Source organism: Pseudoalteromonas sp. 78C3 (assembly GCF_002836695.1).
In the GTDB taxonomy this organism is placed as follows: domain Bacteria; phylum Pseudomonadota; class Gammaproteobacteria; order Enterobacterales; family Alteromonadaceae; genus Pseudoalteromonas; species Pseudoalteromonas arctica.
In genome coordinates, this window is record NZ_PJAV01000146.1 from 42,287 (window position 1) to 59,194 (window position 16,908).

Sequence of the window (16,908 nt, forward strand, 5' to 3'; positions counted from 1 at the left end):
TAACCAAAAAAACGATTTTTATTTTTAGCAACTTGTTTTAAAGCCGAGTTTAATTACCTTCTATGACCATGAGCTTGCTTAAAAGTGCAAAAATCTGATCAGTCTAGCAAAATACCATGTTCTCAATCTGCTAGTGGGCAGACCACTAATACAAAGCCCTCTAATCATTTGGTAGTAATACCATTAACAAAGCCTTTCTTTCGTAGTACCTTAAGCTCGTATTTTTGATGGATCGTAGGCATCTTTTTACGATTTTAACTCTTTCAGATCCACTTATTTTAGGGCTCATAATGAACATTACTATTCTTGATAACGCAACGTTAGCTAAAACGTCTCTTACTGGTATTGAACAACTTGGTAAATTAACGACTTATGAACTTACTAGCCCAGAGCAAGTTATTGAACATTGCCAAGGTGCTGATGTATTAATCACTAATAAAGCAGTTTTAAATCGCGACACGATTAGCAAACTTACACAGCTTAAATTAATTTGTGTAAGTGCAACTGGTACTAATAATGTTGATCTAGAAGCCGCTAAAGAATTTGGTATTGCCGTAACTAATGTAGCTGGCTATTCAACACCTTCTGTTGTTCAACATACGTTTTCTTTAATTACTAACTTACTGGGTAACACACACCGCTATCAGGCGGATTGCCAGCAAGGCGCGTGGCAAAAAAGTGAAATGTTTTGCATACTCGATTACAGCTTTAACGACTTACAAGGTAAAACATTTGCCATTATAGGCGGTGGTACGCTAGGTAAAGGCGTTGCTAAAGTGGCTGAGGCATTTGGCGCAAATGTTATTGTTGCAGAGCGCAAAGGTGTTGCATGTCGTGATGGTCGTACGCCTTTTGAAGACGTCATTAAAACAGCCGATATAATCAGCGTACACTGCCCTCTAACAGATGAAACACGTGATTTAATTGCACTTAATGAGCTTAAAATGATGAAGCCAAGCGCTATAATTATTAATACAGCACGTGGTGGAATTATTAACGAATCCGACTTAGCTACAGCGCTTGAGCAAAACCTAATTGCTGGAGCCGGTGTTGATGTACTAACTAAAGAACCTGCTGAGCTTTCAAACCCACTTGCTAATTACAAAGGTAATAACCTTTTACTTACTCCACATATAGCATGGGCAAGTACTGAATCTATTGTGCGTTTAATTAATGAAGTAAGTTTAAATATTGCTGCATTTAATAAAGGCGAATCACGTAACCGCTTGGTGTAGTGATTTTATTGTAGTAATCAAATAAGCTAAAAAATGGCTGTTTTTACTAATACATTTAATATTTTATTAGATAAAAACAGCTTAACCCACTTAACAAACTGATTAATAACAACTTATAAATATGGTCTACTCTTTGCTTTAATACAGCTAATAACCAATTAAAAATCTTATTAAGGTAAATAAAAATGAAAAAATCACTTTTAGCAGCCGCTTTAATCGCTCCATTTTTAACAGGCTGTGTTATTGCCGTATCAGATGGTGAAGCTGAGACTCATTGGGCTGGTAAGAATTCATCTAGCTGGCAAGCACAACATAAAAATAATCGTGAAGCTATATCAGAGCTAAAAATGGATAGCAGTTATCAATCTGTTTTAACGCAATTAAAAACGCCTAATTTCACAGAGCTATTAAAAAAAGATGACGATGTATACCAAGTACTTTTTTATGTAACTCATAGTAAGCATTCAGATTCTAAAACAACGAAAGATGAATGTACGCCACTTGTATTTAAAAATGATAAGTTAGTGGGCATTGGTGAAACCGCTTTAGGTATGATCACGCAGTAACCTATAATACCAATCCGCAATAATACTTAATCATTTTGCGGGGCTAAACGTGTCGCTACCTGTGTTAAAAAACTCTCATTTACGACTGCATGGATGCAGAAGGTAGAGCAATGCAGGAGCAATTGCCGAGAACAACTAAATAGCGAATTTTTTGCCTAGCTATCAACACGTTTTTCCATCCTCAAAATAGATCACTTAATTAAGCGAATTGGTATAAAAAGTAGTTTGATACAAAAACGCCAATATATGAATATTGGCGTTTTTTGTATATTAAGTTTTTAGCGTGCGACTATTCTATCTCGCCCTGCATCTTTAGCGGCATATAAGCCTAAATCGGCCTCTTCTAATAACGCTTGCTCAGCATATACTTTACCACTTTGAGTGGTGGCGATACCTATACTAATAGTGATGTGGTCTGCATTTAATGAGGCTTTATGTTCTATATTCAAAGCATTTACAGCATTGCGTAATTTATTAGCAAACTCCACAGCTTCATGCCTATTCATTCCAGGTAATACAGCTGCAAATTCTTCACCACCATAACGAGCTATAAAGTCACTACCACGTTCACATTGAGCTGCGAGTGCTTGTGCAACATCCTTTAAACATTCATCGCCAGCACGATGTCCGTAGCAATCGTTGTAACGCTTAAAGTGGTCTATATCCATAAGTAACACTGATAGCGGGGTTCCACTGCGTTTACTTCGGCGCCATTCACGAGCTAAGTTTTCGTCTAGGTAGCGTCTATTTGGGATTTCAGTTAAGCCGTCGATTGAGGCTAGCATCTCTAGCAGATCATTTTTTTGCTTTATAAGTAATTGGTTACGTACTCTAACGCGCACAATAGAAGGGCTAAATGGCTTAGTGATATAATCCATAGCACCGAGTTCTAGGCCCTTAGCTTCGTCGTCATGGCTACGATTAGCTGATATAAATATAACGGGGATCGATTGAGTTATCGGATTTTCTTTAAGTTGCACAAGCACTTCATAGCCGTCAATTCCTGGCATAATCACATCAAGGATAATTAAATCAACTTGCGCAGTTTTTACAAAGGTCAGTGCTTTTTCACCACTTTCAACTAAGAATACGTCGTGTTCTACTTTAAGTGTTTTTTCAAGTACTAATCTGTTGATTGGATCATCATCTACAATAAGTACTTTAGCTCTTTTCGACATCCCTAGCCCCTACCCCTTTTATAAAAACAATTACCTGTTCTAACTGCATAATAAGCTCTTTCAGTGTTATTTCAACAGGCTTGTTAGTTGTTTTAAGTGTTCTTTCACACAATAAAGCGCAGTGAGACAATCGTCTAAAACCTAAATTACCTGCTACACCTTTTATACTATGCACTAAGCGTACCAAATCATCCTTATTGGTTGTTTCTTCTATTTGCAATAGCTGGGTTTCGCATAAATTAGCAAATTTACCAATCATTGTATTGAGGAGCTTTTCATCCATACTAAACTGCGTTAATGCGAATGATTTTTCAAAAAAGCTTGGTTTAACTAAGTTTAAATCGGCAATTGCATCAATAAGTACCTTAGCAACAACTGGTTTAGTTAAATGCTTATTCATACCGCACTTTAAAGAACGTTCAATATCAGCGGGTTCACAATGAGCCGTTAAAGCAAAAATAGGCAGTTGCTTTGCGTCAAACTGTTGACGAATTAAAGCCGTAGCTTGGCAGCCATCTATTTGCGGCATTTGCACATCCATCAATATTAAGTCAGGCTTTAAAACTTGCAATAATTCCATGCCGATAGATGCGCTTAAAGCGGTAACAACACTTACGTTTGCTTGGCGTAATACACTGCTAATTATTTCTAAATTAAGTTGATTATCATCAATGGCTAATACAAGTAGACCCGATATATCAACTTTAGTTTCAGCAATATTATATATTACGGCATTGGTACTAGCTTTAGGCTGTTGCTGAGAGTTCAAGCTAAATAGCCTTTGTCCCAATGCCGATGCTTTAACGTGATGCGCAGCTAAATGCTCACTTGTTGGTAAATTAAGGGTGTGCTGATGATTAATAATAATTACCGATGTTTCTTTAGCTGATAACGAATCATTAATTGCTTCAATATTTAAAAGTGCAGGTAAGTCGGCCGCATCGATTATTATTTGCTGAGTATTGGAGAGCTTAATTGGGTATTTAAGTACTTCATCTAAATTAATATTAGCAAGCTCTGTATAAGCATTTGTTACTTGCTTAAGCTCTTTGCTTTGATCCGATAAAATAGCCAATGTATTAGTCGGTAACATCGTATTTTTAGTGGTATCAACCAAAAAACTAACGCTGAAGTAAAACTCACAGCCATGACCTTTTTTACTCTTTAAAGCAATCTCCCCTCCCATTAATGACACCGCATGTTTAACAATCGCTAAACCTAACCCAACACCATGATGTATACGTGTTGAAGACTCATCACCTTGCGTAAAGGCGTCAAATAAACGCCTCTGATCGGCTTCATCTATGCCCATACCGGTATCAATTACTTTAAAGCAAATATGCTGTTGCTCTAGGCTATCGCTTTCAATAAGTTCCATTTTTAAAGTGATAGAACCTGTTTTTGTAAACTTAACAGCATTTGTTAATAAATTACCTAATATTTGCTGTAAGCGAATACTGTCGCATATCAAATCAGGCGCTATTAACGGGTCAATATCAATAACAAATTCAATACCTTTTCCTTCGCACAATGGAGCCGTTAAACTTTCACAAATATCCACCAGCTCAACCATACTAAAAGATGCTTGTTTTAAATCGGTTTGCGAACTTTCTATGCGTGCAAAATCAAGCATTCTATTGAGCATTAGCAACAAGCTTTGTGCTGCATGCTTAGCTTGATCCGTTTGTTGTAATTGCTTTTGCGTTAATCCTTGCTCAATAAGCATATCAAGCAGCCCTAAAACAGCATTAAGAGGAGTGCGTATTTCATGACTTAAATTGGCTATAAAGCGACTTTTAGCAAGGGTTGCTCGTTCGGCATCTAGTTTCGATTTAGTTAATGCGCTCACATCCTGAATGTGAATAACGTAATAAGCTGGGTCGCGGTTTTCATCCCATACAAGCGATACACTCAGTTGCAACCAACTTGTTAAGCGCCCTTGAGCAAGCGTTAAGTGGTATACGCGTTTTTTGTCATCTAGCAATTGCGCTAAAGTGCTTTTTATTTGCTGCCATTGAGTATCGTCAAACAATGCTTTTAACTGCTCACCAACCAGTACTGGCTGTTCAGAAAACTGCTTTCTTGCCGCTTTATTTACTTGTAATATTGTGTGCTCAAGCGAGAGTAAAACCACACAGTTAGCCGCAAATTCAATCGCACTTCTAAATTTAGATTCTGATGCTTTTAAGGCCAATAATGCTTGTTGCTGTTCGGTAATATCGCGACCAATACCCATAGTCCCCAACAGATGTTGGTGCTCGTTATAAAAAGGTGCAATAGTAAGTTGATACGTTTTTTTATCAGTTTCTATTCGCTGTTCAACACTGTTTCTATTTTGTAATACTTGTTTTTCAAGCGCATTTATTTGTTGATCGTTATCACCTAAATCATCTACATATTTACCGACTAATGCAGTTTGATCTTTACCGATGTACGCCTCAAATGCTTTATTGCATCCTAAGAATGATCCATCAATATTTTTAAAATAAATAAGATCTGGCACACTGTTTAGCATAGTGTTGAGCAAAGCCAAGTGGCGCTCTTTTGCTTCGTAACTGCGGCTTAGTTTTTCTGATTGCAACTGAACCTGGTCGTCCAGAGCTTTATTTGCACTTTGTAATGAATCAACTAACTGTTTGTTTTTAGTAAATACACGCTTCACTTTAGAAAACCAAGGCTGCCAGCTCAGCGGTACTTTATAATCGAGCTGCACTTCTTGCTGTGTACCGTTACTCTCTAGGTACGACATTAAGTGAGTCATTGGCTTAATAAAAATGCGCTGACTTAACCAAAAAAACACGCCAAACATAATACTTAAAAATAGCGTTAAAAATGCGAACTCTAATAGTATTTCATACTTAATTGGGCTTATTAATTGGGGTTTGTGCTCGTAAAATGCTGCGTGAATAGGTAACTCATCCATAGGCTGCATAAAGTAATTACTATCACTAGTTAATACTGTTTTTTTACTATGGTGCTGGGCCAAATCAGGCCAATAATTTTTTAATGCTGTTGCTTGCTCTATTAACTGTTTAGAGCTGGCGATAACTTGATGTGATTGGTTCATAAAAACGTATTCACCACTGTTCGGTGAAACCTTTTTTAACCACCCAGAAATTGCCTGAACATCATAAATCAAAATAATGTAATCGGCTGAGCCGGTGCTTCGTTGTCGGCCAATAGCAAAATACGATTTATCATTCACTTTAACAATGGGACTTGAAGTAAGTTTGTTTGGTGAAAATTTTGGCTTGAATTTTCCATCTAGAATTTCAGTAAGCATTAAACTTTGGCTTTTGTTGCGCCTGCTTACATAAGCAAAGCCATTATTATCAACATATGCTACAGCAGACAACGACTGCATTAATGCAAGCGTTGTATTAAACGAAGGCCCTAATGTAATAGCCTGCTGCCACTGCATTAATGCCTTAGCAGATAACGCAAACTCCCCCTTACCTACAATTTCAGTGCCTTGCTCACTAAAGTGACGGTAATAGTAACCATCATATTGATTTATGCCCTCGAGTAAGCTTTGGTTTATTTTTGGATAGGTCGTTTGTTCGTATAAGCTAAACATGGTGGTGAGTAGACTACTCACCGACTCCATCCCGTGAGTAACATGTGCTGAAACATTCGTAAAATCGGCTTCGCGTTTTTCAACCGCCCGCTCAAGCTTTATATTATATAAGTGCAAGCACAGTAAAAAAGCGACAATCAATGGCACTAAAAGCGCAATAAATAATGAACGATAATAATGCTTCAGAGGTAAAAAATTCAATGTACTGCCTGCCATTTGGCTCGAAAATCAATCGATAGACTATCGAGCCAATTTGTTAAGCGCAAGTTATAAATTTTCTTCTGCAAATGACGCTAAGCGACTACGTACAACACCGTTGAGGTTTATAGTTGCGCTGCCTTCAAAGTTTTTAAAGCGCTCTACTATGTACGTTAAGCCCGATGTTACTGGCGTTAAATAGTTACTATCTATTTGCGCCAAGTTACCCGTACAAATTAATTTAGTACCTTCGCCGCAGCGAGTAATAATTGTTTTAAGTTGAGATGCCGTTAAATTTTGGCTCTCATCTAAAATTACCACCGCATTTTGAATACTACGCCCACGCATAAAGTTAACCGATTTAAACTGCACATTGGCTTTTTCCATAATGTAGTTTCGGCTTGATATCGGATTTTCGTCGCCTTTGTGCAATACCTCCAGCGTATCGGTAATGGCTGCAAGCCATGGCGCCATTTTTTCCTCTTCTGTGCCGGGTAAAAAGCCAATGGACTCTGCTATTTCTGGCGTATTACGAGTGACTATTACTTTATCGTAAATACCTTTTTCGATGACCATCTCAAGGGCGCTGGCAAGTGCTAACAAGGTTTTACCGCACCCTGCTGGTCCTGTTAAAATAACAAGTTCAATACTTGTATCCAGCAGTGCATCTAATGCCATCCCTTGATAAATATTTTTGGGCTTAACGCCCCATGCTTGTTGATGCATTAAACGCTCAACACCAATATCTTTTAGCGTTATGTGCTCGTCATCGTACGATTTAACACGCGCCGCAAACTGATCCCCTCCATCAAGTAAATATTCATTACAAAATACATCAGGTATTAAGTTTTTAGGCACATGATGAAGCGTATCTCGTCCGTGTTGCTGCGTATTACATTCCCCTACATGGTCCCAAAAATCCCCTTCAATTTTTTTATAACCACTAGTGAGTAAGCTGATATCGTCAATAAGTTGGTCGGTACGGTAATCCTCAACATATTTAAGCCCTGCGCCTTTGGCCTTTAAACGCATGTTTATGTCTTTTGTTACTAATATAACTTTTGAATCACTGTGCTGCTTTTGTAAATACACGGCGCAATTAATAATACGATGGTCGTTTTCGTTACCCGGCAAACCAGAAATGGAGTCGGCAAATAAATGGTCGTTTACAATAATAAGCGTACCCGCAGAACTCGCTTTTGCCTTTTTGTTACTCGGCAGCGCCACGCCTTGTAGCATTTGCTCAGGCGTTGCATTTTTAAGTACCTCATCTAATCCACGAATAGCGACGCGCGCATCGCGGCTTACGTCGTGTTTTCTGTCTTTTATGTGGTCGAGTTCTTCAAGCACCGTCATCGGAATTACAACGTCATGTTCTTGAAAAGACAAATAAGCGAGGGGTTCGTGAAGTAGTACGTTGGTATCTAGCACATACATTTTACTTTCAAGGTTCGAAGCTTTTTCCATAGCACTTTCCTTACGTTTTATGATTTTTATGCTATACCAAAATAACTAAGTAAAACGGGCAAAACTTAAACCTGCAATACTTAATTGCCAAGGCATAATGTAAGTTTAGTCTATTTGTCATAAAAGTCCGTTTTATTACAAACTGTAATTAGTTTTGATTTACCTAAAAAAGAGTCATAAACAAGTTGTTTTAATAGTAATAATTAACACTTACAAAATTAATTAAAAGTGAGCCAAATAGCGCCTTGCAGTGGTGTTAGCTTACAGGTAACATAGCCGCCTTTTTCATCATAGACGAGACATACATGAATTTTTCCTTAGGTCAGCGTTGGATCAGTGATACAGAGTCAGATTTAGGATTAGGCACCGTTGTTGCCATTGAAGGCCGTCAGGTCAGCATATTATTTCCTGCCAGTGGTGAGAGCCGTGTTTATTCTTCGGCAGAAGCACCTGTTACCCGTGTGGCATTTAATCCTGGCGATGTGATCAAAAGCGTTGAAGAATGGGAATTAGAAGTAGAGTCTATTGAAGTACAAGGCGAGTTACTGTGTTATCACGGCACCCGTGTTGATAACGGCGAAACTGCCAAGCTTAAAGAAACCTTTTTAGATCATTTTATTAAGTTTAATAAACCACAAGATCGTTTATTTGCGGGCCAAGTCGATCGTTTTGATCGCTATACACTTCGCTACCAAACGTGGTTACATAAATTTGAACGTGAACAATCGCCTATTAAAGGCTTAATTGGTCAACGTGCTAATCTTATTCCGCACCAGCTTTATATTGCCCAAGAAGTGGGTAAACGTTTTGCACCACGCGTACTTTTATCAGATGAAGTAGGCCTTGGTAAAACAATTGAAGCGGGCATGATACTACATCAACAAATTATTAGTGGTCGTGCGAGCCGCGTACTTATTGTTGTACCAGAAAATCTACAGCACCAATGGTTAGTAGAAATGCTACGCCGCTTTAACTTACATTTTTCTATTTTTGATGAAGAACGCTGCGACGAAGCGTTTGCAGATTCACCAAACGTGTTTGATACAGAGCAATTGGTACTTACCAGTCTTGAGTTTTTAACCAAGAAAAAACGCTGGTTTGAACAAGCAACACTTGCTGATTGGGACTTACTAGTTATAGATGAAGCCCATCACCTAAGTATAAATAACGGCAAGCCAAGCTCAGAGTACCAACGTATGGCAGAGCTTAGCCAAGATATTCCTGGCCTTATTTTACTTACCGCAACGCCTGATCAACTTGGTCACAGCAGCCACTTTGCACGTTTACAGTTACTCGATCCTGACCGTTTTTACGACTACGACGTGTTTAAAGAAGAAGAAGCAAATTATAAAGACGTTGCTGAAGCTGCAAATCAATTACTGCAAGAGCAAGGGCTAGACGACACAGCCAAAGCCACACTAATTGAGCTATTAAAAGAAACCGATATTACTGATATTCTTGTAAAAGCACAGCAAGGTGATTTACCAGCACGTAAAGAAATACTTAACATGCTGCTCGATCGCCACGGCACGGGTCGCATATTATTTCGAAACAGCCGCAGCGGCATTGATGGCTACCCAAGTCGTAAATTACACGCCTACCCTATGGCACTGCCAAAACAGTATAAAACGGCTATGTCGGTTCTTGGTAACATGGGCGGCATTCAAAACCCTGAACTAAGTGCACACCGTGCTCTTTTCCCTGAAAAAATATTTCAAGAGTTTGAAGGCGAAAGCGCAAGCTGGGGTCTATTCGATCCACGTGTAGATTGGTTAATCGACACTCTTAAAACGCTTAAGCGCGAAAAAGTACTACTTATATGTGCTAAAGCTGAAACAGCTATCAGCCTTGAGCAAATACTGCGTGAGCGCGAAGCAATTAAAGCGTCGGTATTCCACGAAGGTATGTCTATTATTGAGCGTGACCGCGCTGCTGCATTTTTTGCAGACGAGTACGATAATGCACAAATATTACTGTGTTCAGAAATTGGCTCAGAAGGTCGTAATTTCCAGTTCTCGCATCACTTAGTACTGTTTGATTTACCACTGAACCCAGATTTACTAGAGCAGCGTATTGGTCGATTAGACCGTATAGGTCAAACACAAGATGTGAACATTCATGTGCCATATTTTGAAAACACCGCTCAAGAAGTATTGCTACGTTGGTACAACGAAGGTCTAGATGCATTCGAATCTACCTCTTCAACGGGGCAAATGCTTTATAAAGAGTTCCGTGATGATCTACTTGAATATATTTCTGCGCATAACTGCGATGAAGACGAACTCGATCCATTACTTGAGCAAGTAGCACAGCAAAATGCAGTACTGCGTAAAAAAATGGAAAGCGGACGAGATCGTTTACTAGAGCTACATTCATCGGGTCAAGGTGCTGCAGATTCACTTGTAGCTGAAATCGAAAAACTCGACAATCAGTTTGAATTACCAAGCTACATGATCAACGTGTTCGACACATTTGGCGTAAGCCAAGAAGATAAAGGCGAAAATACCATTATCTTAAAGCCAACTGAGCATATGTTAAACCCATCATTCCCATCGCTTAAAGAAGACGGTATGACCGTTACCTTTGATCGCGACACGGCACTTTCGCAAGAAGACGTGCACTTTGTTAGTTGGGATCACCCAATGGTGCAAGGCACCATGGATATGATTTGTGACGACGACTTTGGTAGCGCATCGGTTGCATTGCTTAAAAACAAAAAGTTACCGCCTGGTACCTTTTTTGTTGAGCTTATTTTTGTTGCAGAAGCAATGGCACCAAAAGTATTACAGGTTGGTCGCTTTTTACCGCCTACACCAATTCGTATATTACTTGATAAAGCAGGTAATAATTTAGGTGAGAATGTGGCATTTGAAGGCTTTAATCAGCAGTTATCAGCCGTTGGCCGCCAAACAGCAAGTAAACTTGCGGGTGCACTGCAAAGCGCTGTTCACCCTATGATTACTACCGCTAAAGATATGGCACAAGAAAAACTTGAAGTTATTCGTGCAGCGTCGCTTGTTAAAATGCAAACGTCACTCAGTGAAGAGCAAGAGCGACTGGTAGCCCTTAAGCAAATTAACCCGAATATTCGCCAAGAAGAAATTACCTTCTACGATAAGCAACGCAACGACCTAACTACGTATATTGAAAAAACGCAGTTACAACTTGATGCAATTCGATTAATAGTGGTTTCACACTAGAGATTTTGGCTTTTAACCGCTAGCCTTTTAAGCTGACTCCAGAGTAAATTTGGAGTCAGCTATTAAAAGCTTAATTAACTAAATAGCTGTATCTTTTTAAACTTCATTTTTAAAACCACGTGTTCTTATTTAGATGTGAGCTAACACTACCTCTTTAGCTTTATACTAAGTCCTTTGTTGTACTGTTGATTTTACTCAACATAGCCGTATCTAAAAACTCAAGCTACGCCCTATACAGCTATTGTTTGAGATAGTTGATAGGTTTATTTTCCCTTGCATAAAGTTGTTTTTTTGTTAACCTACTCGCCTTCCATTTTAGTCTTTTTGAGGTGTTTATGGCGTTTCTATCTCGTTCGATATTGGCGTTGTCCATAGCGCTCTCAAGCAGCAGTGTCTTTGCTCAAGCCCAATGCGATGTTGAATTACGTCATGGTTTAATTATTACTGACGATGCAATTCGCATATTAGATAAAGGCCAGACTCGTGTACAAATTAATAACAATAACCAACTATTTATTCGCGGTTATTGGGTTGATTTAAGCGATGACGAAAGCAAAGTACTCGAACAGTTTAGTAATGGTATTCGCCACACAGTCCCCGAATTAGTAAATCTGGCTACAGATGGTGTTAACTTAGGTTTAAGCGCTATTGAACACGTAGTTGAAGGTATGTCAGACAAAGAACCTGAAGTACTTAAAACACAACTAAAGTATGTAGAGCGCGCGCTAATGGATAAGTTTAAGCGCGGCGATGACTTCTTTTTTATAGCCCCTCAGTCACTTTCGCAAATAGATGATTTTTTTACTAAAGAGATCAGCCAGCAAATTCACTCTGCAGTGCATGGATCGTTAGGTGCTATTTTGGTATCACTCGGAGATGCGTTCAAATCGCGTGAAGGTAATATAGAAGATCGTATTAACGACATGGGGCAACGCATGGATATTATCTCAAGAGAAATTGATAAGTCGCTACAAAAAAAGGCGCATCAATTAGAGCTTAAAGCTTCTGAGTATTGCGAATGTTTAAATGCACTCGATGTAACCGAGTCTCGCTTACAGGCAATAGTACCTGGTATGGCCGATTACGATTTAGTGCAAATAAAGTCTTAGAGCACGTATTCGTTTTTATAATCAAATAACACCGAGTATGAACATACTCGGTGTTTTGCTTTATGATTGATTAAATGATTGATTAAAAATAAGCGCTTCTACTTTTTATTCTAAATTGGTGAGCCCGGTGGGATTGGCAGCACTTTAAAGTTGTTTGGCCATTGCCCTTTAATTAAAAACTGATTTACTTGCTCAGCTAAATATTGCTTAAACGCACTCTCGCCAGTACTTGTATGGCTCAGCATTGAGTTTTGGTTAAAGTCTTCACTCAACTTAACTAAGTAGTAACGTAACTGCGCTTGCACTTCAGGGCTTGCACTATCGCTTGCTACTAAATCAGCCATAGCTTTTGCTGTTAAAAATTGCACGCGCTGAGTGATTTTACCTGTCATTGTATTAGGTGATGACACGTTAAACACTTGGCTATATAGCTCCTCAAGTAACTCATCTAAACTATAAAAGTCATTACTACGCGCTTGTTGCTGCGCTAAGCGATTTAAACGCTGTGCATTTAATAAAAGCGACAAGCTGTGCTGCACTGCAACCTCGGGTAATGCCATTGCATCGAGCGTTAACCCTGTGCGCCCAACTATGCTCTCGCGCGATTTAGACTCGCCATATGCTTTTGGCGGAATTAGCGATAACACAGATTCAGGAAGTAATAAGTTACTTGGCTTAAGTGTTGCAAAAATAGCGTTTACCGCTTCTTGCTGTGTTTTTTTATTAACGACTTGTGCGCCTATTACGGGTGAGTCACCGCGTGTTTCGTATTCATAATCAACACCGGCTATAAGCTTAACCGCAGCCTCAACCTGAAAACGGTGAAACAGATAAAGCGGAACTAGTTTTTCCTCTAATTGCGATAATGAGTCGCCCGTTTTAATATTATTAATACCAAACTGCGAAAGCGCTTTTTTACGTACGTCGAGTACTCTTAAAAGTTCCTGCGAAGGATTAGTGCCGTTATCCCATAAATGAGCTGTTGGATGCGCGCCACCTTTAGCACGAGCATCACTATCTGATATAAACTCAAGGCCTTTGGCTTTGTTCTCTTTTAAAATAGCAGCAAGTTCTGCGCTTTCATCTTGGTTAGTAAAATCGCTATAGCCATATTTAATTACTTGGGTATCCCACACGCCCATGCCTGTTGCATAGCCGCGCGTTACATCAAGCTTACCTTGTTCATTAAAACTAAGTAGCGGATGTGGGTAATCCATTACTGAGGCTCTATCCCCTACCGATGCTGCAAAGTTATGAGAAATACCTAACGTGTGGCCAATTTCATGTGCGCTTAATTGGCGAATACGATCAAGCGCCATTGCTTGCAAGTTTTTAGCAACTTCATTGCCTTTTAAATAAGGAGCAGCAAGAGCTTCGGCTATTAAAATATCTTGGCGAACACGCAATGAGCCGAGTGTTACATGCCCTTTAAGTATTTCACCTGTACGTGGGTCGATCACCGAACTTCCGTATGACCAACCACGCGTTGCACGGTGTACCCATTGAATGACGTTGTAACGAATATCCATAGGGTCGGCGCTACTTGGCAGCACTTTTACTATAAATGCATTTTTATATCCTGCCGCCGTAAATGCGTCGTTCCACCACTTTCCACCTTCAAGCAAAGCGCTTTTAACGGGCTCTGGAACGCCAGGATCAAGGTAATATACAATTGGTTTAACAGGCTCACTAATAGGTAAACTTGAATCCTTTTTAGTTAAACGATGACGCGGTATATAACGCACGTACATAGAGTCACCAAGCGGCGCTGCGTAATCTTTATGTTCTATACTCCAAAAACCTGATTGCGGATTAAACTTACGGGGCGTGTAGTTATCATCTGGTAATTGAATAAGTGAATGATGCATGTGTACGGTAAGTGCGTATGGGTCGGCACTTACTTGGCGAACAAATTCACCTGGTTTTGTGCCTTTAAATGTAAGTACAGCTTCAAGCTCGGTGTTTTTTACAAATGCTTTTGAGCGATTCATATAAACGGCGCTACGTGACTCATCAAGGCTAAAGTTGCCTTGCTTTCGTGCAGCAAGTGTGCGGCTTACGCCGTGTACATCACTTAATAAGTAAGGCGTGTAATCAATAAGTGCTGTGACTTTATCTTCTGCGACTACTTTAAAACCAGCAAGTATACTTGATGCAAACGCTTCTTTAATACTTTGCTGTTCGGCCTTGTTACTTGTGTTGGCACGATAGTAAGTATTTACAGCGCGTAACATTACTTTGTCGCCAAAACGCTCAAACTGCACAAGGTGAGTATTACCAAGCTGACCTCTATCAAGACCTATGTCGTTAGAGCCAATACCGTAAGGCAAGCTTTGCTGCAGTAAAAATTGCTGTTCAAACTTATCAACTTTTAAATATACTTTTCCGTTTTGGGTATCGTAAAAAAACGAATAATAGCCCGGAAAATGATTCATTTGCGTAGTAAATTCATCAATTGACTTAATTGCTGCGTGCGCTTGAGTTATGATAGAGCACAGCACAGTAAAGAATATGTAACTTAGTAGTGGTATTTTTTTCATAATCTTATCTTTGTTATTTGTGTTTTAAGTACGATTAGGTGGTCCCATTATAGGGTGCTATTTAAACAATACAGTTATTTAAGACGAATTTCAGCGCTCTAAGCTAATCTCTCTCACATTATGATTGGTTTTAACACGTTATCAGGAAAATAGAATGCGTAGACTCCCTCCAGTATTACTTGAAGATGGTTGTTCAAGAGAACTTTTATCATTAATTCGAACAATTTTAGCAGCATGTAAAGAAATTTCGTTTCGCGTTGGTCAAGGCGCGCTTTCTGGCGTATTAGGCTCAACCCTTGATGAAAACATTCAAGGCGAAACTCAAAAAAAGCTCGATGTATTATCTAATCAGCTGTTAAAAGATATTTTACTGGAATCAGGTACGGTTAAAGCAATCGCGTCTGAAGAAGAAGACTACACAGTAGCAGGTAACCCAGACGCTAAATTTATAGTGGCATTTGACCCACTCGATGGCTCGTCAAATACGGATATTAACTCACTTGTGGGTACTATATTTTCTATTATGGAAGCGCCTGAAGGCTCCGACGCTGCTGATCAAAGCATATTTATGCAGCCCGGCCATAAGCAAGTTGCTGCAGGTTACGTACTTTACGGGCCATCAACAATGCTTGCGCTGACTACAGGTAAAGGCACGCGCATGTTTACCCTTGATAAAACACAAGGCAGCTTTTTACTTACACAAGATTTTGCCGAAATCCCTGCTGATACAAACGAATTTGCCATTAATACGTCTAACCAACGCCATTGGCAACCAGCGATGCAAAACTACATCGATGATTTGCTAGCAGGCGATACAGGCCCGCGCGCTAAAAACTTTAATATGCGCTGGATTGCAGCAATGGTGGGCGATGTACATCGCGTGCTTAGCCGTGGCGGTTTATTTACTTACCCTACCGACACCAAAGATCCTAAAAAGCCTAATAAATTACGCCTACTTTACGAAGCAAATCCAATGGCTATGTTAGTAGAGCAAGCTGGCGGTATCGCTTCAACCGGTACCGAGCGTATTATGGATATTCAGCCTGATGCAATCCACCAGCGTGTAGCCGTTATTTTAGGTTCTAAAAACGAAGTAGAAACGTGCTTGGGATATCATAAATAATCGCTTAAAACGATTGTCTTCAATTTAAAAAAACCGCATTCAATTGAAGTGCGGTTTTTTGTAGGTGAGGTTTTACATTTCGCTTTTTAAACACCAAAGCCACGTTACATGAGCGCGAAGTAAATTCGCACCTACAGAGTTGCATATATTGTAGGTGAGGTTTTACACCTCGCTTTTTAAACACCAAAGCCACGTTACATGAGCGCGAAGTAAATTCGCACCTACAGGGTTGCATATATTGTAGGTGAGGTTTTACACCTCACTTTTTAAACACCAAAGCCATGTTACATGAGCGCGAAGTAAATTCGCACCTACAGGGTTGCACATATTGTAGGTGAGGTTTTACACCTCGCTTTTTAAACTTTTACTAACGCAACTATTTGAGCAAGCTTTTGATGATTAAGATCTCCCATTTGCTCGCTATTACTGAGCGCATAAATAAAACCTTCATGCTCAGCACAATCAATGTCATCTCGCGATTCAATTACGTTTGCCCAAAGCTCTAAATCATCTAAGTCTATTTCGTTACTTAAACAGCGCTTAAGGACATCAATTAAAACCTCGGTTGAGAGAGTATAATGAGTTTTATTGCTATCAGCAGGGCTTGAAACGATAACCGATATAGCTTCGTCCCTTTGCTCACCAAATGTAATAAATTCAGCTAATGCTTTTTGTGTATTCATAATATTTGTTATTCTTGGCTCACTGTTACTAA

10 protein-coding genes are annotated in these 16,908 nt (G+C 39.4%); 5 read left to right on the forward strand and 5 right to left on the reverse strand.

What is annotated here, in order from left to right; genetic code table 11:
- Positions 1 to 290: 290 nt before the first annotated feature.
- Both CXF76_RS11170 and CXF76_RS11175 read left to right on the forward strand, forming a co-directional pair.
- The gene (locus CXF76_RS11170; protein ID WP_024590667.1) at positions 291 to 1,235 is read left to right on the forward strand and encodes a D-2-hydroxyacid dehydrogenase; all 945 of its coding nucleotides are present in this window, start codon (positions 291 to 293) and stop codon (positions 1,233 to 1,235) included.
- Between the two features lie 185 nt (positions 1,236 to 1,420).
- Positions 1,421 to 1,801: a DUF3192 domain-containing protein gene (locus CXF76_RS11175; protein ID WP_024590666.1), complete on the forward strand. Its 381-nt coding sequence runs from the start codon at positions 1,421 to 1,423 to the stop codon at positions 1,799 to 1,801.
- Between the two features lie 278 nt (positions 1,802 to 2,079).
- Here the strand turns inward: CXF76_RS11175 and CXF76_RS11180 are convergent, their stop codons facing one another.
- From CXF76_RS11180 to CXF76_RS11190, 3 genes are read right to left on the reverse strand one after another with little or no spacing between them, the layout of a single operon-like run.
- Positions 2,080 to 2,979 (reverse strand): diguanylate cyclase, encoded by a 900-nt coding sequence (locus CXF76_RS11180; protein ID WP_024590665.1) that lies wholly within the window; start codon positions 2,977 to 2,979, stop codon positions 2,080 to 2,082.
- Complete coding sequence (locus CXF76_RS11185; protein WP_101163681.1) at positions 2,963 to 6,772, reverse strand: PAS domain-containing hybrid sensor histidine kinase/response regulator; 3,810 nt, start codon at positions 6,770 to 6,772, stop codon at positions 2,963 to 2,965. The genes CXF76_RS11180 and CXF76_RS11185 overlap by 17 nt, the downstream gene beginning before the upstream one ends.
- 51 nt (positions 6,773 to 6,823) lie before the next feature.
- Positions 6,824 to 8,221, reverse strand: a complete 1,398-nt coding sequence (locus CXF76_RS11190) for a PhoH family protein (RefSeq protein WP_010553307.1) — start codon at positions 8,219 to 8,221, stop codon at positions 6,824 to 6,826.
- A gap of 305 nt (positions 8,222 to 8,526) precedes the next feature.
- On the opposite strand from CXF76_RS11190, the gene rapA reads away from it, so the two are divergent.
- Positions 8,527 to 11,421 (forward strand): RNA polymerase-associated protein RapA, encoded by a 2,895-nt coding sequence (gene rapA, locus CXF76_RS11195; RefSeq protein WP_101163682.1) that lies wholly within the window; start codon positions 8,527 to 8,529, stop codon positions 11,419 to 11,421.
- Positions 11,422 to 11,756: 335 nt separating this feature from the next.
- Positions 11,757 to 12,530 (forward strand): YggN family protein, encoded by a 774-nt coding sequence (locus CXF76_RS11200; protein ID WP_007581974.1) that lies wholly within the window; start codon positions 11,757 to 11,759, stop codon positions 12,528 to 12,530.
- Between the two features lie 110 nt (positions 12,531 to 12,640).
- On the opposite strand, the gene CXF76_RS11205 is transcribed toward CXF76_RS11200, so the two are convergent.
- Positions 12,641 to 15,070, reverse strand: coding sequence for a zinc-dependent metalloprotease (locus CXF76_RS11205; protein ID WP_101163683.1), 2,430 nt, complete (start codon positions 15,068 to 15,070; stop codon positions 12,641 to 12,643).
- A 154-nt stretch (positions 15,071 to 15,224) separates the two neighbouring features.
- Between CXF76_RS11205 and CXF76_RS11210 the strand changes: the two genes are divergently transcribed.
- On the forward strand, positions 15,225 to 16,193 hold the full coding sequence (locus tag CXF76_RS11210; protein ID WP_101163684.1) for a class 1 fructose-bisphosphatase: 969 nt from the start codon (positions 15,225 to 15,227) through the stop codon (positions 16,191 to 16,193).
- A 356-nt stretch (positions 16,194 to 16,549) separates the two neighbouring features.
- On the opposite strand, the gene CXF76_RS11215 is transcribed toward CXF76_RS11210, so the two are convergent.
- Entirely contained in the window at positions 16,550 to 16,876 is a 327-nt protein-coding gene (locus CXF76_RS11215) for a hypothetical protein (protein ID WP_024590658.1), read from the reverse strand.
- Between the last annotated feature and the right edge of the window lie 32 nt (positions 16,877 to 16,908).